The following is a 22,746-nucleotide window of genomic DNA, read 5'->3' as shown; positions in this document are numbered from 1 at the left end:
TACTCCCGCTCTTTTTTCCCGGAGCGACGTCATGTCCCTGCCCAGCCTTCGCCTCAAAGCCAATGCCGACCGCCGCCTGCGCGCCGGCCACCTGTGGGTCTACAGCAACGAAGTCGATGTCACCGCGACGCCGCTGCAGGGCTTTCAGGCCGGCCAACAGGCAATTCTCGAGGCTGCCAACGGCAAGCCGCTGGGCATCGTGGCGCTGAGCCCGAACAACCTGATCTGCGCCCGCCTGCTGTCGCGCGATGCCAAGCTGCCGCTGGACAAGTCGCTGCTGGTACACCGCCTCAACGTCGCCCTGTCCCTGCGCCAGCGCCTGTTCGACCAGCCGTGCTACCGCCTGGTCTACGGTGATTCTGACCTGCTGCCGGGCCTGGTGGTCGACCGCTTCTTCGACATTCTCGTGGTACAGCTGGCCTCCGCCACCATGGAGCTGCACAAGGACGACGTGATCGCCGCCCTGGTCCAGGTGCTCAAGCCCAGCGGCATCCTGTTCAAGAACGACTCCGCCGCCCGTGACGCCGAAGGCTTGCAGCGTTATGTCGAAACCGTCTACGGCGAAGTGCCGGACTGGGTCCCGCTGGAAGAAAACGGCGTGAAGTTCGAAGCGCCGGTACGCGAAGGCCAGAAGACCGGCTGGTTCTATGACCACCGCATGAACCGCGCACGCCTGGCGCCCTACGTCAAAGGCAAGCGTGTGCTCGACCTGTTCAGCTACATCGGTGGCTGGGGCGTGCAGGCCGGCGCATTCGGCGCCAGCGAAGTGTTCTGTGTGGATGCCTCAGGCTTTGCCCTGGATGGCGTGGAACGTAATGCCGCGCTCAATGGCATCAGCGAAAAACTGACCTGCATCGAAGGTGATGTATTCGAGGCACTGCGCGAGCTGAAGGCCGCAGAAGAGCGCTTCGACGTGATCATTGCCGACCCACCCGCGTTCATCAAGCGCAAGAAAGACCTGAAAAACGGCGAGGCCGCTTACCGCCGCCTCAACGAACAGGCCATGCGCATGCTGACCAAGGATGGCATCCTGGTCAGCGCCTCGTGCTCGATGCACTTGCCCGAGGACGACCTGAACAACATCCTGCTGACCAGCGCCCGCCACTTGGACCGCAACCTGCAAATGCTCGAGCGCGGCGGCCAAGGCCCGGACCACCCGGTTCACCCGGCCATCGCGGAAACCCGCTACATCAAGAGCATTACCTGCCGGCTGCTGCCCAACAGCTGATTCACGCCCAGGGGGCCGCGTTGCCGCCCCCTGGGTGCCTCAGATGCCCAGCACGTAAGAAGCGATACCGAAGTACACCAGTACCCCTGCCGCATCGGCGATCGAAGTCACCAGCGGCCCGCTGGCAGTGGCCGGGTCAAGCTTGAGCCTGGTGAACATGAAGGGCAGGCTCATGCCAATCAGGCTGCCTAGCAGGACGATCACCAGCATGCTGCTGGCAACGATCAAGGCGACCTCCGTCCCACCGCGCAGCGCCCCCAGCGATGCCACCGCCACCGCCATGGTGCCGCCCAGCGCCAGCGCCACCGCGCATTCACGTGCCAGCATGCGCAACCAGTCGCGCATCACCACCTCGCCCGTCGCCAGGCCACGCACCATCAAAGTCGCCGATTGCGCGCCCGCGTTGCCACCGCTGTCCACCAACAGGGGCAGGAAGAACACCAGGACGATATGCGCGGCGATGGTTTCCTCGAATGCCGCGATCCCCGCCCCCGAAAACAGATTGCCAAACACCAGCAGCACCAGCCACAGCACCCGCTTGCGGTACAGCAGGCTGACAGTGGCGTCCCTGAGGTTGCCCACGTGGTTGGTGATGGATGCGCCCTTGTGGAAGTCTTCGGTAGCCTCTTCGACAACCACATCGAGTGCGTCATCGCAGGTCACCAGGCCCACCAGCCGGCCGGCCTGATCCAGCACCGGCAGCGCCAGCAGGTCGTGCTCGCGGATCAACCGCGCCACTTCCTCCTGACGGGTCGAGGTGAATACGTAGATGACCTTGCGCACCATGAGTTGCTCGATCGGCTGTTCAGGCGCGGCAAGGATCAGCTCGCGCAGGGAAAGCGTACCCAGCAGGTTGCGGCTCTCGTCGAGCACATAGGACTGATAGATGGTTTCGGCATCTGCAGCCTCACGGCGCAGCATGTCGATCGCCTGGCTGGCAGTGAGGCCGGCATCCAGGCACGAATACTCGCTGGTCATCAGGTAGCCGGCAGTGCCTTCGACGTAGCCTTCAGGATGAAGCAGGCCATCACGCCGCGCCTGGGCAGCCTGACGCAGGTCGAGCGGGGAAACGACGAAATCGGACGTGTGTTGCATGAGATTCTCCAGGCGCCGACACAGGCACCCGCGAACCTCAGCCTGATCGACTCAAGCCTTCGCAAGCCCTGACGACGGCGCGCTCAGCGCCAATTTGCAGGTTCTGTAAGAACTGAAACTGGGAAGGTCCATTGAGGTAGTGTCTCGTGAAGCCGCACATGCGGCGCGGCGGATCATAAGCAGCCAGGACGCACCTGTCAGCAGCGCATCGGGCTTTTCGGATGGGTCCTACAAAGTGCCGGTCACACTTCCCGAACCACCGCCCAGACACATCGCCATTCCCTCACCGCGCCAGCGGTGTAGAATCGGGCTATTCATCGCCAGTCATCCCCGGCGGGTTTATGAGCTCTGGTCGAGCACGCGGCGATCCCGTAGTGTCTTCGGCCCCATCCGTGCCAGTGGCAACCGGCCTGAGGCGCATAGGAAAAGAGAAGCTCACTCCCCTTTTTGTGACCTGATTAAGCCGCCAGGAGTGCTTCATGCCTGATTATCGTTCCAAGACTTCCACCCAAGGCCGCAACATGGCCGGCGCCCGTGCCCTGTGGCGCGCCACCGGGATGAAGGACGAAGACTTCAAGAAACCGATCATCGCCATCGCCAACTCGTTCACCCAGTTCGTCCCGGGGCACGTGCACCTGAAGGACCTGGGCCAGCTGGTCGCCCGCGAAATCGAACGCGCCGGTGGCGTGGCCAAGGAATTCAACACGATCGCGGTCGATGACGGCATCGCCATGGGCCACGACGGCATGCTGTACTCGCTGCCAAGCCGCGAGATCATTGCCGACGCCGTGGAATACATGGTCAACGCCCACTGCGCCGACGCCATCGTGTGCATCTCCAACTGCGACAAGATCACCCCCGGCATGCTGATGGCTGCCCTGCGCCTGAACATCCCGGTGATCTTCGTTTCCGGTGGCCCGATGGAAGCCGGCAAGACCAAACTGGCCAGCCACGGCCTGGACCTGGTCGACGCCATGGTCATCGCCGCGGACTCCACGGCGTCCGACGAAAAAGTCGCCGAATACGAGCGCAGCGCCTGCCCGACCTGCGGTTCGTGCTCCGGCATGTTCACCGCCAACTCGATGAACTGCCTGACCGAGGCCCTGGGCCTGGCCCTGCCGGGCAACGGCTCGACCCTGGCCACCCACGCCGACCGTGAGCAGTTGTTCCTCACTGCCGGGCGCACCATCGTCGAGCTGTGCAAGCGCTACTACGGCGAGAACGACGAATCGGTCCTGCCGCGCAGCATCGCCAACTTCAAGGCGTTCGAAAACGCCATGATGCTCGACATCGCCATGGGCGGCTCGACCAACACCATCCTGCACCTGCTGGCCGCAGCCCAGGAAGGCGAAGTGGCGTTCGACCTGCGCGACATCGACCGCCTGTCGCGCAAAGTGCCGCAGCTGTGCAAAGTGGCGCCGAACATCCAGAAGTACCACATGGAAGACGTGCACCGCGCCGGCGGCATCTTCAGCATCCTCGGTTCGCTGGCCCGTGGCGGCCTGCTGCACACCGACCTGCCGACGGTTCACAGCCGCAGCATGGAAGAAGCCATCGCCAAGTGGGATATCACCCAAACCGACGATGAAGCGGTGCACACCTTCTTCAAAGCCGGCCCGGCGGGTATCCCGACCCAGACGGCCTTCAGCCAGTCGACCCGTTGGGAAACCCTGGACGACGACCGTGAAAACGGCTGCATTCGCAGCTTCGAACACGCTTACTCACAGGAAGGCGGGCTGGCCGTGCTGTACGGCAACATCGCCCTGGATGGCTGCGTGGTGAAAACCGCAGGTGTCGATGAGTCGATCCATGTGTTCGAAGGCAACGCCAAGATCTTCGAAAGCCAGGACAGCGCCGTGCGCGGCATCCTCGCCGACGAAGTGAAGGCTGGTGACATCGTCATCATCCGCTATGAAGGCCCGAAAGGCGGCCCGGGCATGCAAGAAATGCTCTACCCGACTTCGTACCTGAAATCCAAAGGCCTGGGTAAAGCCTGTGCGTTGCTCACCGATGGCCGGTTCTCGGGTGGTACCTCGGGCCTGTCGATCGGCCACGCCTCGCCCGAGGCCGCTGCTGGCGGCGCGATCGGCCTGGTACGTGACGGCGACAAGGTATTGATCGACATCCCCAACCGTTCGATCAACCTGCAGGTCAGCGATGAAGAGCTGGCTGCGCGCCGCGTGGAGCAGGACAAGAAAGGCTGGAAACCGGCCGAAGTGCGCCCACGCAAGGTGACCACCGCGCTGAAGGCCTACGCCCTGCTGGCGACCAGTGCCGACAAGGGTGCGGTGCGCAACAAGGCGATGCTGGAAGGGCTGTGAGGCCCTGAGCGCTGATACGAGTCAGTCAAGCGATTTGGGGCCGCTCTGCGGCCCATCGCTGGCAGGCCAGCGCCCACAGGTATGGGGCGCTGGCCTGCCGGCGAGGCGTTGCACAGCCCCAATGGCCTACTGAATCTGCTCCGGTGTGACCACCACCCAATTCTTGTCTGCTGTCACCGGCAACCCCGCCTTGGCCTGGGCCGCCGCGTTTTTGGCGATCATCCCGTTCAACTGGTCCATGTACTTGGCCTTGCGGTTTATCCACAGGTGGATGCCGCCCTTGCCAACGTCCACGCCATGAAACTGCATGTAGCCATCACTGGTCGGGGTATCACCCCCCACCAGCACCGGCTTCTTCCACTCATCGATGTAGGTGAGGATCGCCGCTTGCTTGCCCGCCATCCATGTCGCCGGCGTCCATAGGTAGGGGGTCAGTTCCAGGCCAGCGTTGGCCGTCGCATCGTACTTGCCTTCACTGATCTGCTTGCGTGCGGTGGTCAAGTGGCCGTTGGTACGGTCCTTGAGCAGCAGGCTGACGCCAATGACGTTCTGCGGTTTCACGTTGTAGCCATACTTGGGGTCGGACGCCACCATGCGTACCAGCTCTTCGGAGGCGGCCGAAATGACATACACCTCGATGCCATTTTCCATCAGCTTGTTGTAAAGCTCGGCCTGGCCGGCGAAGACCTTGGGGGGTTGCACCTCGATGGCTTTTACCTGGTCACCGTCAAAGTAGGTGCTGGGGACAGGTTTGGCAGACGCCATCAGCTCATCGACCTGCACTTTCAGCTCTTTCAGTGTGAAGCCCGAGAACACCTGAGCCACCCACGGGTAGCAGACCATGTCGTCGATTTCGCACAGGCGATAGTAATAACTGAACAGGCTTTCCTTGTGCTCTGCGGTGTCTTTGAACGGGATCAGCTTGAGTGAAGGGTCGAGCTTTTCACGGCTCAGCAGGCCCTTGTTTTCCATGAACGGCAGCAAGGCTTCCTCAAGGTCGTAGCGGTAGCTGGTGTTGTCCATGTCGAACACCGCGTAGTTACCCTTGTTGGCATTGGCGGCGATCATCGCGTCGAGCTGCTTGGCCGCCTCGGCTGGCCAATGCTTGAGCTCGGTGGCTCCGCTTTCGATACTGAACAGCAGGGACAAACCGATGGCCCAGGCTTTCGGAGCAAACTTCATATATCAATCTCCTGAAGTGACCGGGAAAAACTAGACCAACAATCCACCCGTGCCCCCTTTCACTACGACGTTCACACAATGGTAAACGTCGTGTTCATTGCTATTAGCGACAGCCTGTTATTCCATAAACGACTAATCCAATTACTTTTGGGTATAAATTCGTTTGTTTTCAGGCTGTTAGCATTTCCGTTCGCAATCGCTCACAGAGGCGATGCCTCTTCTGCTTTTTCCTGGAGCTTCAATGAACCTGCCGCTGTCTCTCAACCTGCTGGTGTTCCTGGCCTTGCTGCTGGGCCTGGCGCAAACTCGCCATACTGACTGGAGCCTGGCCAAGAAAGTCCTGCTGGGCCTGGCACTGGGCGTAGGTTTCGGCTTGGTCCTGCACACGATCTACGGTGCAGGCCACCCGGTCCTCAAAGCCACCATCGGCTGGCTCGACCTGGTCGGCAACGGCTACGTCGGCTTGCTGCAGATGATCGTCATGCCGCTGATCTTCGCCTCGATCCTCAGCGCCGTGGCCCGCCTGCACAATGCCTCTTCACTGGGCCGCATCAGCGTGCTGAGCATCGGCACCCTGCTGCTGACCACCGCCATCGCTGCGCTGATCGGCATCGTCCTGACCAACCTGTTCGGCCTGAGCGCCGAAGGCCTGGTCGCCGGTGCCCAGGAAAGTGCACGCATGCACGTTATCCACAGCGATTACGCGGGCAAGGTCGCCGACCTCAACATCCCGCAATTGCTGCTGTCGTTCATCCCCAGCAACCCGGTAGGCGACCTGGCGCGGGCCAAACCGACCTCGATCATCAGCGTGGTGATCTTCGCCGTGTTCGTCGGGCTGGCCGCGTTGCAGCTGATCAAGGACGATGCCGAAAAGGGCCAGCGGGCCTTGTCGGCCATCGACACCCTGCAAGCCTGGGTGATGCGCCTGGTGCGCGTAGTGATGAAGCTCACCCCCTATGGCGTGCTGGCGCTGATGACCAAGGTCGTGGCCAGCTCCAACCTGGATGACATCCTCAAACTGGGCAGCTTCGTGGTGGTGTCGTACATCGGCCTGGGCCTGATGTTCGTGGTGCACGGCATCATCCTCGCCGCCACCGGCGTCAGCCCGCTGCGCTTCTTCCGCAAGGTCTGGCCAGTGCTGACCTTCGCCTTCACCAGCCGCTCCAGCGCCGCCAGCATCCCGCTGAACATCGAAGCGCAAACCCGCCGCCTGGGCGTGCCGCAGTCGATCGCCAGCTTCAGCGCATCGTTCGGCACCACCATCGGCCAGAACGGCTGCGCCGGCCTGTACCCGGCCATGTTGGCGGTAATGGTAGCCCCGGCCGTAGGCATCGATACGTTCGACCCGCTGTGGGTCGCGACCCTGGTGGCGATCGTCACCCTGAGCTCAGCGGGCGTTGCCGGTGTGGGCGGTGGTGCGACCTTCGCGGCGCTGATCGTACTGCCGGCCATGGGCCTGCCAGTGGAACTGGTGGCGCTGCTGATTTCAGTCGAGCCGCTGATCGACATGGGCCGCACGGCGCTGAACGTGAACGGGTCGATGACGGCGGGCGTGGTGACCAGCCAACTGCTCAAAGAAACCGACAAGGATGTGCTGGCCGGCGATGAGCATGCCGAGCTGAGCCACTCCTGAAATGAAGGGGGGCCGCTGCTGCAGCCCCCCTTTCAACCACGCTTGTTCCACACCTCGAAGTGATAAGCAGGCGTGTCCGGTCCGGCCTGCGGCTCACTTGAAGCCAGCCGCCATTGCCCCTTGTCGAACTCAGGGAACCAGGCATCGCCTTGCGGCTCCAGTTCCACCCGGGTCAGGTACATGCGGCTGACCAGGCCTTTGTCCAACGCCTGGGCATACAACTGCGCGCCGCCGATCAGCATCAGCTCATCGACGCCTTGCTCACGCGCCCATTGTTCGGCGCGCAGCAGCGCATCTTCCAGCGAGGCGAACACTTCGGCGCCGGCCAGCACCAGGCCCGGCTGACGGCTGACCACCAGGTTCAGGCGCCCTGGCAACGGCCGGCCGAGCGAATCCCAGGTCTTGCGGCCCATGATGATCGGCTTGCCCAAGGTGGTGGCCTTGAAGTACTTGAAGTCCCCCGGCAAGTGCCAGGGCATGGAGTTGTCGATGCCGATCACGCGGTTCTCGGCGAGCGCCGCAATCAGGCTGAGAGGGAGTGAGGTAGTCATGCCGGCGAGGATAGCAAACCCGCAGTGGGTTATGCTTGCGCCCTGAACCGTGCAATGGAAGACCTTGTGACTGGACCGACTCCACTGGACAAGCGCTGGCTCACCGAAGCGATACGCCTGCGCGAGGAACACGCCGGCCCCCTGGAAGACCAGGAAGCCAACCGCCACGCCCGCCAGCACGGGGGCGACCTGGCCGCGCGCATCGAAGCACGGGCAATGTTCCTGGCGGAACGCGATGGCATCAGCACCGCCTTGCAGCGCTGGAAGCAAGGCGCACGCCTGGCGCTGCTGGCGTTGACGCTGCTGGCCGTCGTCAGTGGCGCCGGCATGGCCTTTGCCGCCTTGGGCGACGGGCAACGCCCGGTCAACGTATTCTGGGCCCTGGGCAGTCTGCTCGGGCTGAACCTGCTGATGCTGCTGGGATGGGCTGCAGGCCTGGTGCTAAGCGGCGAACACGGCGCCAACCTCGGGCGGCTGTGGTTGTGGCTGAGCGAACGCTTCGCCCGCGATGCCAAGGCCGCGCACCTGGCCCCGGCGCTGCTGGTGCTGCTGCAACGCCAGCGCCTGAACCGCTGGCTGCTTGGCCTGCTGGTCCACAGCTTGTGGGCGCTGGCCATGCTCAGCGCGCTGGCGCTGTTGCTGGCACTGCTCGCCACACGGCGCTATGGCTTCGTCTGGGAGACCACGCTGCTCGCTGCCGACCCCTTCGTCAACCTGACCCAAGCCCTCGGCGCCCTGCCCTCGCTGCTCGGCTTCGCCGTGCCGGACGAGAGCATGATCCGCCTCAGCGGCGACACCCTGCCCGCCCTCGACATCGCCCGCCAGGCGTGGGCCAGCTGGCTGCTCGGCGTGGTGCTGGTGTATGGCCTGCTGCCCCGTGTGCTGCTGGCCGGGCTGTGCCTGTGGCGCTGGCGCCAGGGCCGCCAACGCCTGGCCCTGGACCTCAGCCTGCCCGGCTATGCGCAACTGCGTGAAGCGTTGATGCCGCGCAGCGAACGTATCGGCGTGCAAGATACGGCGCCCCACTCCCTGCCCCAATTCCAGGCTGGCCAATTGGATTCCGGCAGCAGCGGCGCCCTGTTGGTCGGGCTGGAACTGGACGACCAGCGCCCGTGGCCCCCTGCCCTGAGCAAGGGCGTGACCGACGCCGGGGTGCTCGACAGCCGCGAGTCGCGCAACCGCCTGCTCGAACAGCTCAGCCGCTTCCCCCCGGCGCGCCTGGCGATCGCCTGCGACCCGCGCCGTTCGCCGGACCGTGGCAGCCTCGCGCTGCTGGCCGAACTGGCACGCAATGCCGGCGCCACGCGCATCTGGTTGCTGCAGGCGGCACCCGGCCAGGCCCTGGACGCCGAGCGCCTGGGCGACTGGCACGAAGCACTGGAGCGCCTCGGCCTGCCTCACGCTGACACCTCACCGCTGACCTGGCTGGAGCATGGCCATGACTGAGCCGCTGAAACTGGCCGTGGTCGGCCACACCAATGTCGGCAAGACCTCGTTGCTGCGCACGCTTACCCGCGATGTAGGCTTCGGCGAGGTGTCCCATCGCCCAAGCACTACCCGCCACGTCGAAGGCGCACGCCTGTCGGTGGACGGCCAAGCGCTGCTCGAACTGTACGACACCCCGGGCCTGGAAGATGCCATCGCCCTGCTCGATTACCTGGAGCGCCTGGAGCGCCCGGGCGAGCGCCTCGACGGCCCGGCACGCCTGGAGCGCTTTCTGCAAGGCAGCGAGGCGCGCCAGCGCTTCGAGCAGGAGGCCAAGGTGCTGCGCCAGTTGCTGGCCAGCAACGCCGGCCTGTATGTGATCGACGCCCGCGAGCCGGTGCTGGCCAAATACCGCGATGAACTGGAAGTACTGGCCAGTTGCGGCAAACCGCTGTTGCCGGTGCTCAACTTCGTCGCCAGCAGCCAGCATCGTGAACCCGAATGGCGTGATGCCCTGGCCCGCCTGGGCCTGCATGCGCTGGTGCGGTTCGACAGCGTGGCGCCCCCGGAGGACGGCGAACGTCGCCTTTACGAAAGCCTGGCCTTGCTGCTGGAGGACGCCCGCCCTGCGCTGCAGCGGTTGATCGACGACCAACAGGCGCAGCGCCTCGCTCGCCAGCAAAGCGGCAAGCGGCTGATCGCCGAGTTGCTGCTGGACTGCGCCGCTTGCCGGCGCAGCGTTGCAGCCGAGCCGGCAGCCGAGGCCAAGGCTATCGAAACGCTGCGCCAGGACGTACGCCAACGTGAGCAGCGTTGTGTAGAGGCGTTGCTCAAGCTCTATGCGTTCCGCCGCGAGGATGCCAATGCCGGGGACCTGCCGTTGCTGGATGGGCGCTGGGGCGATGACTTGTTCAACCCCGAAACGCTGAAGTTGCTCGGCGTGCGCCTGGGCAGCGGCGTGGCGGCGGGCGCCGCGGCCGGTGCAGGCGTTGATTTGCTGGTCGGTGGTATCACGCTAGGTGCTGCAGCACTGGCCGGCGCCATTGCCGGGGGCGCGCTGCAGACTGCGCGCAATTATGGCGCTAGATTGCTGGGGAAATTGAAGGGCCAGCGCGAACTGACCGTGGACGATACCGTGCTGCGCTTGCTGGCGTTGCGTCAGCAGCAGCTGATGGTTGCGCTGGACAGCCGCGGGCATGCGGCGCAGAACAGCATTCGCCTCGGTGAGCTGGATGAAAAGGCTTGGCGCGAAGGCAAGCTGCCCGAGGCCTTGAGCAAGGCCAGGGCACATCCGCAGTGGTCCACGCTCAACCCTGGGGCGCGGCTGAATCAGCCAGAGCGGCAGGAGCAGTTGGAGGCGCTGGTTTTGCAGATTTGATGCTGCCTGGCAGGCCCTATTCGCAGGCTCGCCCCGCAAAGAGGCCCGCTCAGGCAGCATCCTTTTGAAGCAACGCCAACGCCTTGCGTTTCAATGCCGCCAGATCAACCACTGGCACGCCAACCTCCTTGGCCCGCTCATCCCACTCCCGCATGCGCAAACTCACGCTGAACAGCGGATCCCGCTCAAAGGCATCCGCCTGCGCTTCAGTCATCACGCCACCCTGATACTCAAGCGTCCGCCGACTGGCCTCGCTCAGCAGTGTGTAATAACCCGGCTTGCGCAGCGTCAGATACCGTTTGGCCTCGACGTGATACTCCACCAGCCGCGCCATGCGCTCGCCAAAACCGCAGCGACGCAGGTATTCAGCGCCGATGCGCTCGTGGCTGACCACGCCATAACCGCCCATGTCGCCTTCACCGCCACACAGGTGGCCAATATCGTGGAAGAACGCGGCCAGCACCACGTCGTCGTCGAAGCCTTCTTCCATGGCCAATTGCGCAGCCTGGGACATGTGCTCCAGCTGGGTGATGGCTTCGCCGATGTAGTCGTCGCTGCCGTGGCGGTCATACAGGGCGAACGTGTTGTCGATAATCTGGACTGGCGTGGTCATCCAATGGCTTCCTCGGGTTACTGCTGCGCTACTTTCTCCGACTTGCCATCGTAGCGCTTGCGCCACTCGGCCAGGATCTGGTCACGGTTCTTCGAGGCCCAGGCAAAGTCGTTCTTGATCAGGCGCTGTTCATAGTCGGCCGGGAGTTCGGTCTGCGGTTTGGCAATGCCTGGTGCAGCGAGCACGGCGAAGTTCTCCTTGTACAGCTCCATCGCCGCCGGGCTTGCCGAGAAGTCGGCCAGACGCTTGGCGGCTTCAACCTTTGGCGAGCCTTTGATCAGCGCGGTCGCCTCGATTTCCCAGCCTAGCCCTTCTTTCGGCAGGACGATGTCCAGAGGTGCGCCCTGGCGCTTGAGCTGCACGGCCGGGTATTCGAACGATATACCGATCGGGAACTCGCCCGCCGCTGCCAGCTTGCACGGCTTGGAGCCGGAATGGACGTACTGGCCGATGTTCTGGTGCAGCGCGTCCATGTAAGCCCAGCCTTGCGGCTCGCCAAAGGTCTGCAGCCACGCGCTCACATCCAGGAAGCCGGTACCGGACGACGCCGGGTTCGGCATCACGATCTTGCCCTTGTACTCCGGCTTGGTCAGGTCCTGCCAGCTCACCGGCTTGCTCAGGCCCTGCTTCTGAGCCTCGATGGTGTTGAAGCAGATCGTCGCGGCCCAGACGTCCATGCCGACCCAGGCTGGCGGGTTGGCGGCGTCACGGTAGTTCGCGGAGATCGTGCCCAGATCTTTCGGTGCATAGGCTTCAAGCATGCCGTTCTGGTCGAGGATGGCCAGGCTGGAAGCCGCCAGCCCCCACACCGCATCGGCCTGCGGACGGTCTTTCTCGGCCAGCAGCTTGGCGGTGATGATGCCGGTGGAGTCACGCACCCACTTGATCTCGATGTCCGGGTTGGCCTTTTCGAAGGCCTGCTTGTAGCTCCTGAGCTGCTCGGCTTCCAGGGCGGTGTAGACGGTCAGCTGCGTGCTGGCGGCCGAGGCCTGCAGGCTGAATACAGCGGATACGGCAGCGGCAAGTGCAAGGGGCTTGAACATGATGCGGTTCCTATCAGAGTGGGCAGTCGGTCAATGGCCAGGCGCGCGCTGGCGCCAGGCCTGGGAGCGGCGCAGCAGGCCGCGAGAAGCACCGGCCAGCAGCAGGGATGCAGCGGCGCTGGTCAGCAGGATCAAGGTCGACATGGCGGCAGCGCCACCCACGTTGCCGGCATCGTCCATGTTCAGCACGGCGACGGCGGCGAGGATGGTGTCCGGGCTATACAGGAAGATCGCCGCCGAAACGGTGGTCATCGCCGAGACGAACAGGTAGCGGATGATGTCCAGCAGCGCAGGCAGGCAGATCGGCACGGTGACCCGCACGAAGTGCTTGTACAGCGGCGCCTTGAGCGACAGCGCGGCGGCCTCGAACTCGCCATCGAGCTGGCGTAGCGCGGTAGTGGCGGTCATCTGCGCGGTGGTCAGGTAATGGGCGATGGTGCATACCACCAGCAGCCCCATGCCGCCGTAGAACACATGCAGTGGGTTGCCATTGAGGTTGAAGAAGAAGACATAACCCAGGCCCAGCACCAGCCCCGGCACCGCCATGGGGATGAAGCTGAGCAGGCGCAGTGCCTGATTGAGCAGGCGCTGCCCCGGGGTTTTCTCCATCAGGTAGGCACCGGCGAAGATCACGATGCTGCCGATCAGGGCGGTGCCCAGGGCCATGGTCACGCTGTTGCGATACGCCAGCCAGCCGCCCCCTGCGGTGTCCTCGAACATGTAATGCTTGAACGACAGGGTCATGTTGTAGGGCCAGAAGGTCACCAGCGACGAGTACACCGCCATGCCGATCACCCCCACCAGCGCCACGCACACCAGCACGACGATGGCCAGGTAGCAGGCATCGCGGCCGCGCGACGGCTTGGGCTCGAACACCTGGGCGCGGCCGTTCATGGACTCGCCCTGGCGACGACGCAGCCAGGCGTCCACCGCGAAGCTGAGCAATGCCGGCACCAGCAGCACCATGCCGATCAATGCACCCCGGCCAAATTGCTGCTGGCCTACGACCGCTTTGTAAGCCTCCAGAGCCAGCACCTGGTAGTCGCCACCGACAACCACCGGCACACCGAAATCGGTGATGGTCAGGGTGAACACCAGGCAGAAGGCCGCGAACACGGCCTGGCGCGTGGCCGGCCAGGTGATGCTGCAAAACGCCCGCCATGACCCGGCGCCCATGCTGGAGGCAGCGTCGAACAGCCGCGCATCGGCCAGCGACAAGGCCGACAGCAGAATCATCAGCGCATGCGGGAAGGTGTAGATGGCCTCACCCAGGACGATGCCCCAGAAGCCATAGATATTGTCGCTGAGCAGCCCACGCAGCAGGCCCTGGTTGCCGAACAGATACACCAGGGCAATGGCCGGCAGCATCGACGGCGCCAGTAACGGCAACAGCGAAATCCCCCGCCACAGGCCCTTGGCCGGGATCAGCGTGCGTTGCAGGGCGTAGGCGAACAGGTAGGCCAGCGGGATCACGATCGCGGCAACGGTCAGGGCCACCGACAGGCTGTTACCGAGCAGCCAGTGGAAATTCGCGCTGGCGAACAGCTCACGGGCCGCGTGCAGGCCACCGCCCTGGCCGGCATCGCCACTGAAGCCACGCCAGAAGATCGCCAGCAATGGCATCAGCACCGCAAGCAGCAGCATGAACAGCAGCAGGCTTTTGCCACCGACGACGAACAGGCGGTCCCCCAAGGCGACATCACCGCGCTTGGCCTGGGTGAGCGGCAGCGACATTGACGCGCCCATCTCAGGCAAACACCTGCAGGCTCTGCGGCGGCAGCGCCACCCAGATGTCCTGCGAGCCCAGACGCGGCATGGCTTCTGGCGCCAGCTCGGCGAGCAGGGCGTGGCCCGGCAGGGCCTGGAGCTCGAAGCTCATGCGGCAGCGGTTGCCGAGGAAGGTGATCTCGCGGACCTTGGCCGGGAACAGGTTTTCCTCCTGCACCACCGGGTTGACGGTGATCGCCTCCGGGCGGCAGAACAACCGGCCACTGCTGGCTCGCGGCGCCCCCGATGCCAGACGCATGCTGATGCCGCCGACCTGGGCGGAGCTGTCGCCCGTGCGTTGGAACGGCAGCCAGTTGCCCTGGCCGACGAATTCCGCGACGAAGGGTGTGGCGGGCTGATCGTAGATTTCCTGCGGCGTGGCGTACTGCTCGACCTGGCCGTTGTTCATCACCGCAATGCGGTCAGCCATCAGCATGGCTTCGTCCTGGTTGTGGGTGACCATCAGGGTGGTGATGCCCAATTGGCGCTGCAGCTGGCGCAATTCGGTGCACAGGTGCTCACGCACTCGCGCATCCAGAGCCGACATCGGCTCATCGAGCAACAACAGCGAAGGCGACGGCGCCAACGCACGGGCCAGGGCCACGCGCTGCTGCTGGCCGCCGGATAGCTGGCCGGGGTATTTCTTTTCGCTGCCGGTCAGGCCGACCAGTTCGAGCATCTGGCCCACACGCTGGCGGCTTGCATCCCGGCCGCTGCCGGTCAGCCCGTAGGCGATGTTGGCTTCGACGGTGAGGTTGGGGAACAGCGCGTAGGACTGGAACAGAATGCCGTAATCACGCGCCTGTGGCGGCAGTTCGGAGATGTCACGCTCGCCAATGAACAGCTCACCACGGTCCTGGCGCTCGAGGCCGGCGATGCAGCGCAGCAGCGTGGTCTTGCCACAGCCCGAGGGGCCGAGCAGGCAGACCAGTTCGCCCGCAGCGATATCCAGGGAGACATCGTTCAGCGCCGTGAAGGCGCCGAAGCGCTTGTGAATACCGCGCACTTTCATGTGTGCGCCTGGGGTGGCGTGGTTCATGGCAAAGCCTCATCGAGCAGATGTGGCCATGCTAGGAAGGCTGTGCGAAGGTTCTGTGGCGGTGAGGCAAAAGCGGGCGATAGTGGTATAGGCAGATTTTGTAGTGGCGTTGCTGGCTAGAACTGCGACCCCACCACTTCCTGCGCTACCCCGAGGAAGGCTGCCGGCAAGCGGGCCTGGCGTCTTTCTTTCAGGCAATACAGGTACTCGTGCATCACCGGCGCGTCTTCCAGGGTCAGCACCCGCAGCTCCGGATTGTGCGGCACCTCGTGCCGGGCAATCACGCTGATGCCGATATTACGCAGCACCGCCTCACGGATCGACTCGCGGCTGCCGATTTCCAGCACCGCTTCGGCCTTCACCCCAGCGCCTTGCATCATTTCTTCGGTGAGCTTGCGCGTGGTCGAGCCTTTTTCGCGCATCAGCAGGCATTGCCCTGCCACCACCTCGATCGAGACCACCTGACGGTGCGCCAGCGGGTGATTGCGGTGCACCGCCACTACCAGCGGATCGGTACCCAGCACCCGCCTGACCAGGCGCGCATCCTCTAGCAACTGTGAGGAGGCGGCGAGATCGACGCGGTAGTCTTCCAGCATCTCCAGCACTTGCTGCGAATTACCGATCTCCACGGCCACGCCCACCTGTGGCAAGCGCTCACGGAAAATCTTCACCAGATCGAGGATGTAATACGGCGCGGTGGCAGCGATGCGCAGGTTGCCTTGGGCATGGCCGCTGTTGCGCAGTTCGAACTCGATGTCGGCTTCCTGTTGCAGCAGCGCCTTGACCATCGGCAGCAGGCGCACGCCCTCTTCGCTCAGCACCAGGCGCCGCCCGCCGCGGTAGAACAGCTCCACCGCGTACTGGCTTTCGAGATTGCGGATCTGGGTTGTCACCGTCGGCTGGCTCAGGCCAAGCTTCTTCGCCGCCAGGGTGATGCTGCCCAGGCGGGCCACCATGTAGAAGGCTTTGAGCTCGGCACTCAGCATTTGCGGGCTCCGCAGCTGCGGGCTCGGCAGCGGCAAGCGCCAAGCTGCAAGCCGCAAGCTGAGGCAGTCCTGTGTAGTTTCATAAATCTCGATTCCACCTCGATCAGCTTGCCGCTTGAAGCTTGCAGCTTGCCGCTGCTACTTGCGCAACAGGCGCAGACCGTTGAACACCACCAGCAGGCTTACGCCCATGTCGGCGAACACTGCCATCCACAACGTGGCCATGCCGGCAAAGGTGAACGCCAGGAAGATGGCCTTGATACCTAACGCCAGAACGATGTTCTGTTTCAGTATCGCCGCACTTTGCCGCGACAGCCTGACGAAGGCCGGGATTTTGCGCAAGTCGTCATCCATCAGTGCCACATCGGCGGTCTCGATGGCGGTGTCGGTACCGGCAGCCGCCATGGCGAAACCGATCTCGGCGCGGGCCAGCGCCGGCGCATCGTTGATGCCATCACCGACCATGCCAACCCGGTGCCCCTGGGCGTAGAGCTGCTCGATCGTGCTCAGTTTGTCGGCAGGGAGCAGGTTGCCTTCGGCGCGGTCGATACCGACCTGGGCAGCGATGGCCTGGGCAGTGTGAGGATTGTCGCCGGTCAGCATGACAGTCTTGATGCCAAGCGCGTGCAAATCGGCGATGGCCTCGCGGCTGCTGTCCTTGACCGTGTCGGCAACGGCGAACAGCGCCAACGGGCCAGAGCGGTCGAGCAACAGCACCACCGTCTTGCCTTGACGCTCGAGTTGGTCCAGCTGCGCTTCGAGCTGCGGTGAGCACAAGCCAAGCTCTTCGACCAGGCGATGGTTGCCCAGGTGATAGGTTTCGCCATCGATATCACCGCGCACACCCCGCCCGGCCAAGGCAGCGAACCCGCTGACCTCACTCAGTTGAAGCCCCTGCGCCCTGGCGAACTGGGCGATGGCAGCCGATACCGGGTGGTCTGAGCGCTCGGCCAGGCTTGCCGCCAGTGCCTGGGCGCGGCCTTCGAACAAGGGGTCGAGCACCTTGGTATCGGTCTGCACCGGTTTGCCGTGGGTAAGGGTGCCGGTTTTGTCCAGGGCCAGGAAATCCAGCTTGCGGCCCCCTTCCAGGTACACGCCACCTTTGATCAGGATCCCCTTGCGCGCCGCAGCCGCCAGGCCACTTACAATGGTCACCGGCGTGGAAATCACCAAGGCACAGGGGCAGGCCACCACCAGCAGCACCAAAGCGCGGTAGACCCAGTCGAACCAGGCGCCGGCCATCAGCAGCGGCGGGATGAGCGCTACGGCCAAAGCCAGGGCGAAAACCACAGGGGTGTAGATGCGCGAGAAGGTATCGACGAAACGTTGGGTAGGCGCGCGGGCGCCCTGCGCCTCCTCCACGGCCTTGACGATACGGGCCAATGTGGAATGCCCCGCCACGGCCGTTACCCGGTACTCGAGCGCGCCGGCCTGGTTGATGGTACCGGCGAACAACTTGTCGCCAGGGGCCTTTTCCACAGGCAGGCTCTCGCCGGTGATCGGCGCCTGATCGACGCTGGATTGCCCACTGACCACCTCCCCGTCCAGGCCGATACGCTCACCGGGGCGCACGCGCACGAGGGCACCGATCGCCACATCGCGCACCGGGGCCTCACGCCATTGGCCGTCAGCCTGCTGCACCGTGGCCATGTCCGGCGTAAGCTGCATCAGGCCACTGATGGCATGGCGCGCACGGTCAAGTGAACGCGCCTCGATCAGTTCGGCGATGGTGAACAGCACCATGACCATGGCCGCCTCAGGCCATTGGCCGATCAGCACGGCACCGGTCACGGCAATGCTCATCAGCGCGTTGATGTTCAGGTTGCGGTTCTTCAGGGCAATCCAGCCCTTCTTGTAGGTGCCCAGGCCACAGCCAAGGATCGCGGCCAGCGCCAGCGCGGCTACCACCCACTCAGGCGCTAAGGCGCTGAAATGGATTATTTCGGCGGCGATCGCCGCGACGCCGGACAATGCCAATGGCCACCAGCGAGTCTTGGCTGGCGCAAAGGCGCCACCCTCATCCTCTGCAGCCAGCGGTTCTGCCTTCATACCCAGGCTTTCGATGGCCCGCTCGATCTCAGTAGTGCCCTCCAGGGTATGGCGCACGCCCAGTACGCGGTTGATCAGGTTGAACTCCAGCTGCTCGATGCCGGCCAGCTTGCCGAGCTTGTCCTGGATCAGGGTCTGTTCTGTCGGGCAGTCCATGGCTTGTATGCGAAAACGGCTGAGGCGGGCCTGACCACTGGCCTTTTCGCTCAGTTGCACGAACGCAGGTGCCGCACGGGACCCGCAGCAACTGTGTGCATGGGCGTCGTGGCAATGGCTTTTATTGGCGTTGACGTGGTCATGGTCATGGTCATGCACGTGTTCGTGGCTGACAGGCTGGTTCATGGGGTCATCCTTAGTGAGCACCTGTTGCCAAGTGAACACCCTGTAGCCACTATAGGGTCAAGCCACCTGTTGGAGATTCGCCATGAAAATCGGAGAACTGGCCAAAGCCACCGACTGTGCAGTGGAGACCATCCGTTATTACGAGCGTGAACAGCTGCTGCCGGAGCCTGCACGTACCGACGGTAATTACCGGCTGTATACCCAAGCCCATGTCGAGCGGCTGACCTTCATCCGCAACTGCCGCACCTTGGACATGACCCTGGACGAGATCCGCAGCCTTTTGCGCCTGCGTGACAGCCCGACGGGTTCATGTGGCAGCGTGAATGCGTTGATCGATGAACATATCGAACACGTGCAGGCGCGGATCGATGGACTGGTGGCATTGCAGGAGCAACTGGTGGAATTACGCAGGCGGTGCAGTGAGCAGGGAGAGGAATGCGCGATCTTGCAGCGTTTGGAAGTGAACGGGGCTGTATCCGTGCCGGATTCAGAGCATTCGCACGTAGGGCGCAGCCACGGGCATTGACGCCGTGGGGCTGCTGTGCAGCCCTCGGGAGTCGCGTGAATCAGACCGCCATCGGCGCCGTCATCGCTGCATGGTGCTCATAGCCTTCCAGGCTGAAATCGCTCGGTTCGATCTTCTCCAGCCACTCAGGCTCATACTTGCCCGTCTCGGCAAAGGCAGGTACGCGATCGCTGATCACCAGCTTCGGCGCTTGCAGCGGTTCACGCTTGAGTTGCTCATTGAGCATGTCCAGATGGTTTTCGTATACATGGGCATCGCCAATGAAGTACGTGAACCAGCGCGGCGTGTAACCGGTCAGGCGGCCGAACAGCGACAGCAGCGCCGCACCTTCGGTGAGGTTGAACGGCGTGCCCAGGCCCAAGTCGTTGGAGCGGATGTACAGCGTCAGTGAGATTTCCCTGGTCTGCACGTTCGGGTGGAACTGGTACAGCAGATGGCAGGGCGGCAGCGCCATTTCGTCCAGCTGCGCGCAGTTCCAGCCGTGGAACAGGATGCGGCGGCTGCCCGGGTCGTTGGCGATGGTGTCCAGGCACTGACGCACCTGGTCGATGGCCTTGTACAGGACGACGAACGCCTGGCCATCTTCTTCGTCCTGGGCAATCCTGCGAAAGCCGGCTTGTTCGGCCATTTCGATCGCAGCCGGATTGCTCAGCGGGATGCGCTTGTAACCCGGCCACTGGCGCCACTGCACACCGTAGATCTCGCCGAGGTCGTCATGGCCCTGGCGGAACGGGTTGGCCAGCCACTGGGCGTTCTCGTTGGCGTTCTGATCCCACACCTTGCAGCCCAGCTCACGGAATTCACCCGCGTTCTTCACGCCACGCAGGAAGCCGACCATCTCGCCGATGGCAGACTTGAATGCCAGCTTGCGCGTGGTGATGGCAGGAAAGCCCTTTTGCAGATCGAAGCGCAGCATGGCGCCCGGTAGGCTGATGGTACGGATGCCCGTGCGGTTTTCCTGCAGAGTGCCGTTTTCGATGACGTCACGGACCAGGTCCAGATACTGTTTCATGGCTTACCTGTAGCGATAACGGCAGGGGGATCGCCCCTGCCGTTGGGAATCAGATGGCGGGTTTCGCCGTAGGTTTGCGATTATAAGCCCACCAGATCAATCCGAGGCCGGCCAGAATCATCGGGATGCAGAGTATCTGACCCATGGTCAGCCAGCCCCAGGCAATGTAGCCCAGCTGGGCATCCGGCACGCGGACGAATTCGACGACGAAGCGGAAGATGCCGTAGAACAGCGCGAACATCCCAGACACCGCCATGGTTGGGCGTGGCTTGCGTGAGAACAGCCAGAGGATGGCGAACAACGCCACGCCTTCCAGGGCGAACTGGTACAGCTGCGATGGGTGGCGCGGCAGCTGGGCCGGGTCGCTGAACGGCGGGAAGATCATCGCCCACGGCACATCGGTCGGTTTGCCCCACAGTTCGGCGTTGATGAAGTTGCCGATACGCCCTGCGCCCAGGCCAATCGGCACCAGTGGTGCGACGAAGTCCATCAGCTCGAAGAACGACTTGTTGTTGCGCTTGCCGAACCACAAGGCGGCCAGCATCACACCGATGAAGCCGCCGTGGAACGACATGCCACCCTTCCATACCTCGAAGATCAACGTCGGGTTGGCCAGGTAGGCGTGCAGGTCGTAGAACAGCACATAACCCAAGCGCCCGCCGACGATGACCCCCATCGACAACCAGAACACCAGGTCCGAGAGCTTTTCACGCGACCAAGTGGGGTCGAAACGGTTGAGCCGGCGCGAGGCGAGCAGCCAGGCGCCACCAATGCCGATCAGGTACATCAGGCCGTACCAATGGATTTTCAGCGGCCCGAGCGCAACGGCCACGGGGTCTATCTGCGGGTAAGGCAGCATGGATATTCCTCTGGTTTCAAATCAAAAAGCTCAGACCTACGCAAAACAGCAGCGCGGCGAACAAACGCTTGAGCAGACGGGGCGACAACTTGTGCGCCAGCCGCGCGCCGAAGCGGGCGAAAAACATGCTGGTCACGGCAATGCCGACCAGCGCTGGCAAGTACACGAAGCCCACGCTATGGGCGGGCAGATGCTCATCGTGCCAACCCAGCCACATGAAACTCAGGGCGCTGGCCACGGCAATCGGCAGGCCACAGGCCGAAGACGTGGCGACCGCCTGCTGCATCGGCAGGCTGCGCCAGGTCAGGAATGGCACGGTCAACGAACCACCGCCGATCCCGAAGATTGCCGAGGCCCAACCGATCACGCCACCGGCGCCGATGAGCGCGGGCTTGCCGGGAATGCCGCGGCTGGCCTTGGGCTTGAGCTCCAGTGCCATCTGCGCGGCAATGATCAGGGCGAATACGCCGATGATCTTCTGCAACAGCGGGCCCTGGATAAGCGAAGCCGTCTTGGCGCCCACCCCGGCGCCCAGCAAGATACCCACGGTCATCCAGGCGAAGACCGGCCACTGCACCGCCCCCCGGCGATGGTGCTCGAGCACGGCGTTAACCGAGGTGAAGACGATGGTGGCCAGCGAGGTACCGACTGCCAGGTGAGTGAGCACCGAAGCGTCGAAACCCTGCAAGGTGAAGCTGAACACGAGCACCGGCACGATGATGATGCCACCGCCCACGCCGAACAGCCCGGCCAGCACACCGGCACAGGCGCCCAGAAGCAGATAGAGTGCGAACTCCATTCGTCGTCCCCGAAAAAACAATCCGGCATGGTAACGGAAGGCGGGCTCGGGGCTCTAGTGAACTCTGCTACAGGATGGATCGGCACCGCCGCTGTGGGTACAGTGGCAAAAAACACAGAGGCCCAACCTATGTGCCTGATCGTATTCGCCTGGCGGCCAGGGCATGCCTTGCCGCTGATCGTGGCGGCCAACCGCGACGAGTTCTATGCCCGCCCCACTCAGGCGCTGGCGCCCTGGGAAGATGCGCCCGGCGTATATGCCGGGCGTGACCTGGAGGCCGGTGGTACCTGGCTGGGCGTGGGGCCGCAGGGGCGGTTCGCTGCGCTGACCAATATTCGCGACCCCGGGCAGCCATTGGGCCCCCGCTCGCGCGGCGAGCTGGTGGCGGCCTACCTGCAAGGTGAACGTGGGGTCGAGGCATACCTGGACCAGGTCGCCAGCCGCAGCCAACAGTACTCGGGGTTCAACCTGCTGGTAGGCGATGGGGCGCGCCTGGGGTTTCTGCACGCCCGAGACGCGGCGCCGCGCTTGCTGGCGGCTGGGGTCTATGGGCTTTCCAATGCCGGGCTGGACACGCCATGGCCTAAGCTGATCAAGGCGCGCGAGGGGCTGGCACGGGTACTGGATTCAGCGGACCCGCAGGGTTTGATGGGGTTGCTGGCCGATGGTGAGACGGCGCCTGAAGCAGACCTGCCGGAAACTGGCGTGGGCGTGGCGACCGAGAAGCTGCTGTCGAGTGTGTTCATTGCCAGCCAAAACTATGGGACACGCGCCAGTACGGTGCTGATCGTGGATGATCAGGGTAATAGACGGCTGATAGAACGCAGCTTCGGCCCGTTTGGTGGGCATCTGGGGGAGGTTGAGCTTTCGGTCTGAGACCCTGGGGCCGCAAAGCGGC

At 63.8% G+C, this 22,746-nt stretch carries 19 protein-coding genes; 7 read left to right on the top strand and 12 right to left on the bottom strand.

Annotated elements, in window-relative coordinates; genetic code table 11:
• Positions 1 to 31 precede the first annotated feature (31 nt).
• Complete coding sequence (locus tag JNA92_RS13195) at positions 32 to 1,228, top strand: class I SAM-dependent rRNA methyltransferase (RefSeq protein WP_046787023.1); 1,197 nt, start codon at positions 32 to 34, stop codon at positions 1,226 to 1,228.
• A 39-nt stretch (positions 1,229 to 1,267) separates the two neighbouring features.
• Here JNA92_RS13195 and mgtE read toward each other — a convergent pair whose 3' ends face one another.
• Positions 1,268 to 2,323 carry a magnesium transporter gene (gene mgtE, locus JNA92_RS13190; RefSeq protein ID WP_241805066.1) on the bottom strand — a complete coding sequence of 352 codons (1,056 nt, stop codon included), beginning with the start codon at positions 2,321 to 2,323 and terminating at the stop codon, positions 1,268 to 1,270.
• Positions 2,324 to 2,802: 479 nt separating this feature from the next.
• Between mgtE and ilvD the strand changes: the two genes are divergently transcribed.
• A complete protein-coding gene (gene ilvD, locus JNA92_RS13185) occupies positions 2,803 to 4,644 on the top strand; it encodes a dihydroxy-acid dehydratase (protein ID WP_016393334.1) in 1,842 nt (613 codons plus the stop codon).
• 126 nt (positions 4,645 to 4,770) lie between these two features.
• On the opposite strand, the gene JNA92_RS13180 is transcribed toward ilvD, so the two are convergent.
• Positions 4,771 to 5,826 (bottom strand): haloacid dehalogenase-like hydrolase, encoded by a 1,056-nt coding sequence (locus JNA92_RS13180; RefSeq protein ID WP_241805065.1) that lies wholly within the window; start codon positions 5,824 to 5,826, stop codon positions 4,771 to 4,773.
• Between the two features lie 241 nt (positions 5,827 to 6,067).
• On the opposite strand from JNA92_RS13180, the gene JNA92_RS13175 reads away from it, so the two are divergent.
• A complete protein-coding gene (locus JNA92_RS13175) occupies positions 6,068 to 7,459 on the top strand; it encodes an L-cystine transporter (protein ID WP_241805064.1) in 1,392 nt (463 codons plus the stop codon).
• A gap of 32 nt (positions 7,460 to 7,491) precedes the next feature.
• Here the strand turns inward: JNA92_RS13175 and JNA92_RS13170 are convergent, their stop codons facing one another.
• On the bottom strand, positions 7,492 to 8,010 hold the full coding sequence (locus tag JNA92_RS13170; protein ID WP_241805063.1) for a dihydrofolate reductase: 519 nt from the start codon (positions 8,008 to 8,010) through the stop codon (positions 7,492 to 7,494).
• A 54-nt stretch (positions 8,011 to 8,064) separates the two neighbouring features.
• Here JNA92_RS13170 and JNA92_RS13165 point away from each other — a divergent pair, with 54 nt between their 5' ends.
• Together JNA92_RS13165 and JNA92_RS13160 are read left to right on the top strand one after the other, a co-directional pair.
• On the top strand, positions 8,065 to 9,456 hold the full coding sequence (locus tag JNA92_RS13165; protein WP_241805062.1) for a DUF2868 domain-containing protein: 1,392 nt from the start codon (positions 8,065 to 8,067) through the stop codon (positions 9,454 to 9,456).
• Entirely contained in the window at positions 9,449 to 10,813 is a 1,365-nt protein-coding gene (locus JNA92_RS13160) for a GTPase/DUF3482 domain-containing protein (protein WP_241805061.1), read from the top strand. The genes JNA92_RS13165 and JNA92_RS13160 overlap by 8 nt, the downstream gene beginning before the upstream one ends.
• A gap of 49 nt (positions 10,814 to 10,862) precedes the next feature.
• On the opposite strand, the gene JNA92_RS13155 is transcribed toward JNA92_RS13160, so the two are convergent.
• From JNA92_RS13155 to JNA92_RS13130, 6 genes are all read right to left on the bottom strand, one after another.
• Positions 10,863 to 11,426 carry a phosphonate degradation HD-domain oxygenase gene (locus tag JNA92_RS13155; protein WP_241805060.1) on the bottom strand — a complete coding sequence of 188 codons (564 nt, stop codon included), beginning with the start codon at positions 11,424 to 11,426 and terminating at the stop codon, positions 10,863 to 10,865.
• Between the two features lie 17 nt (positions 11,427 to 11,443).
• Positions 11,444 to 12,469 (bottom strand): putative 2-aminoethylphosphonate ABC transporter substrate-binding protein, encoded by a 1,026-nt coding sequence (locus JNA92_RS13150; protein WP_241805059.1) that lies wholly within the window; start codon positions 12,467 to 12,469, stop codon positions 11,444 to 11,446.
• A 30-nt stretch (positions 12,470 to 12,499) separates the two neighbouring features.
• On the bottom strand, positions 12,500 to 14,215 hold the full coding sequence (locus JNA92_RS13145) for a putative 2-aminoethylphosphonate ABC transporter permease subunit (RefSeq protein ID WP_241805058.1): 1,716 nt from the start codon (positions 14,213 to 14,215) through the stop codon (positions 12,500 to 12,502).
• 1 nt (position 14,216) lies between these two features.
• Entirely contained in the window at positions 14,217 to 15,275 is a 1,059-nt protein-coding gene (locus JNA92_RS13140; protein ID WP_241805057.1) for a putative 2-aminoethylphosphonate ABC transporter ATP-binding protein, read from the bottom strand.
• Between the two features lie 116 nt (positions 15,276 to 15,391).
• Positions 15,392 to 16,261 carry a LysR family transcriptional regulator gene (locus JNA92_RS13135; protein WP_241805056.1) on the bottom strand — a complete coding sequence of 290 codons (870 nt, stop codon included), beginning with the start codon at positions 16,259 to 16,261 and terminating at the stop codon, positions 15,392 to 15,394.
• Positions 16,262 to 16,399: 138 nt separating this feature from the next.
• Positions 16,400 to 18,652, bottom strand: a complete 2,253-nt coding sequence (locus JNA92_RS13130; RefSeq protein ID WP_241805055.1) for a heavy metal translocating P-type ATPase — start codon at positions 18,650 to 18,652, stop codon at positions 16,400 to 16,402.
• Between the two features lie 82 nt (positions 18,653 to 18,734).
• Here JNA92_RS13130 and cadR point away from each other — a divergent pair, with 82 nt between their 5' ends.
• Positions 18,735 to 19,178 (top strand): cadmium resistance transcriptional regulator CadR, encoded by a 444-nt coding sequence (gene cadR / locus JNA92_RS13125; protein ID WP_241805054.1) that lies wholly within the window; start codon positions 18,735 to 18,737, stop codon positions 19,176 to 19,178.
• A gap of 40 nt (positions 19,179 to 19,218) precedes the next feature.
• Here cadR and JNA92_RS13120 read toward each other — a convergent pair whose 3' ends face one another.
• Genes JNA92_RS13120 through JNA92_RS13110 form a run of 3 tightly spaced genes read right to left on the bottom strand, consistent with a single transcriptional unit; the run spans position 19,219 to position 21,848 of the window.
• Positions 19,219 to 20,190 carry a thymidylate synthase gene (locus JNA92_RS13120; RefSeq protein ID WP_241805053.1) on the bottom strand — a complete coding sequence of 324 codons (972 nt, stop codon included), beginning with the start codon at positions 20,188 to 20,190 and terminating at the stop codon, positions 19,219 to 19,221.
• A gap of 49 nt (positions 20,191 to 20,239) precedes the next feature.
• Complete coding sequence (lgt, locus tag JNA92_RS13115; RefSeq protein ID WP_241805052.1) at positions 20,240 to 21,049, bottom strand: prolipoprotein diacylglyceryl transferase; 810 nt, start codon at positions 21,047 to 21,049, stop codon at positions 20,240 to 20,242.
• Positions 21,050 to 21,065: 16 nt separating this feature from the next.
• A complete protein-coding gene (locus JNA92_RS13110) occupies positions 21,066 to 21,848 on the bottom strand; it encodes a sulfite exporter TauE/SafE family protein (RefSeq protein ID WP_241805051.1) in 783 nt (260 codons plus the stop codon).
• Between the two features lie 129 nt (positions 21,849 to 21,977).
• On the opposite strand from JNA92_RS13110, the gene JNA92_RS13105 reads away from it, so the two are divergent.
• Positions 21,978 to 22,724, top strand: a complete 747-nt coding sequence (locus JNA92_RS13105) for an NRDE family protein (protein ID WP_241805050.1) — start codon at positions 21,978 to 21,980, stop codon at positions 22,722 to 22,724.
• Positions 22,725 to 22,746: the final 22 nt, after the last annotated feature.

The organism is Pseudomonas putida, from assembly GCF_022627325.1.
GTDB classification, from domain to species: Bacteria; Pseudomonadota; Gammaproteobacteria; order Pseudomonadales; family Pseudomonadaceae; genus Aquipseudomonas; species Aquipseudomonas putida_X.
This window is presented reverse-complemented; position numbering and strand designations above follow the sequence as displayed.

Coding starts and splice junctions, on each gene's coding strand:
- JNA92_RS13195 (WP_046787023.1), top strand. CDS start 32: ATGTCCCTGCCCAGCCTTCGCCTCAAAGCCAATGCCGACCGCCGCCTG.
- mgtE (WP_241805066.1), bottom strand. CDS start 2,323: ATGCAACACACGTCCGATTTCGTCGTTTCCCCGCTCGACCTGCGTCAG.
- ilvD (WP_016393334.1), top strand. CDS start 2,803: ATGCCTGATTATCGTTCCAAGACTTCCACCCAAGGCCGCAACATGGCC.
- JNA92_RS13180 (WP_241805065.1), bottom strand. CDS start 5,826: ATGAAGTTTGCTCCGAAAGCCTGGGCCATCGGTTTGTCCCTGCTGTTC.
- JNA92_RS13175 (WP_241805064.1), top strand. CDS start 6,068: ATGAACCTGCCGCTGTCTCTCAACCTGCTGGTGTTCCTGGCCTTGCTG.
- JNA92_RS13170 (WP_241805063.1), bottom strand. CDS start 8,010: ATGACTACCTCACTCCCTCTCAGCCTGATTGCGGCGCTCGCCGAGAAC.
- JNA92_RS13165 (WP_241805062.1), top strand. CDS start 8,065: ATGGAAGACCTTGTGACTGGACCGACTCCACTGGACAAGCGCTGGCTC.
- JNA92_RS13160 (WP_241805061.1), top strand. CDS start 9,449: ATGACTGAGCCGCTGAAACTGGCCGTGGTCGGCCACACCAATGTCGGC.
- JNA92_RS13155 (WP_241805060.1), bottom strand. CDS start 11,426: ATGACCACGCCAGTCCAGATTATCGACAACACGTTCGCCCTGTATGAC.
- JNA92_RS13150 (WP_241805059.1), bottom strand. CDS start 12,469: ATGTTCAAGCCCCTTGCACTTGCCGCTGCCGTATCCGCTGTATTCAGC.
- JNA92_RS13145 (WP_241805058.1), bottom strand. CDS start 14,215: ATGGGCGCGTCAATGTCGCTGCCGCTCACCCAGGCCAAGCGCGGTGAT.
- JNA92_RS13140 (WP_241805057.1), bottom strand. CDS start 15,275: ATGAACCACGCCACCCCAGGCGCACACATGAAAGTGCGCGGTATTCAC.
- JNA92_RS13135 (WP_241805056.1), bottom strand. CDS start 16,261: ATGCTGAGTGCCGAGCTCAAAGCCTTCTACATGGTGGCCCGCCTGGGC.
- JNA92_RS13130 (WP_241805055.1), bottom strand. CDS start 18,652: ATGAACCAGCCTGTCAGCCACGAACACGTGCATGACCATGACCATGAC.
- cadR (WP_241805054.1), top strand. CDS start 18,735: ATGAAAATCGGAGAACTGGCCAAAGCCACCGACTGTGCAGTGGAGACC.
- JNA92_RS13120 (WP_241805053.1), bottom strand. CDS start 20,190: ATGAAACAGTATCTGGACCTGGTCCGTGACGTCATCGAAAACGGCACT.
- lgt (WP_241805052.1), bottom strand. CDS start 21,049: ATGCTGCCTTACCCGCAGATAGACCCCGTGGCCGTTGCGCTCGGGCCG.
- JNA92_RS13110 (WP_241805051.1), bottom strand. CDS start 21,848: ATGGAGTTCGCACTCTATCTGCTTCTGGGCGCCTGTGCCGGTGTGCTG.
- JNA92_RS13105 (WP_241805050.1), top strand. CDS start 21,978: ATGTGCCTGATCGTATTCGCCTGGCGGCCAGGGCATGCCTTGCCGCTG.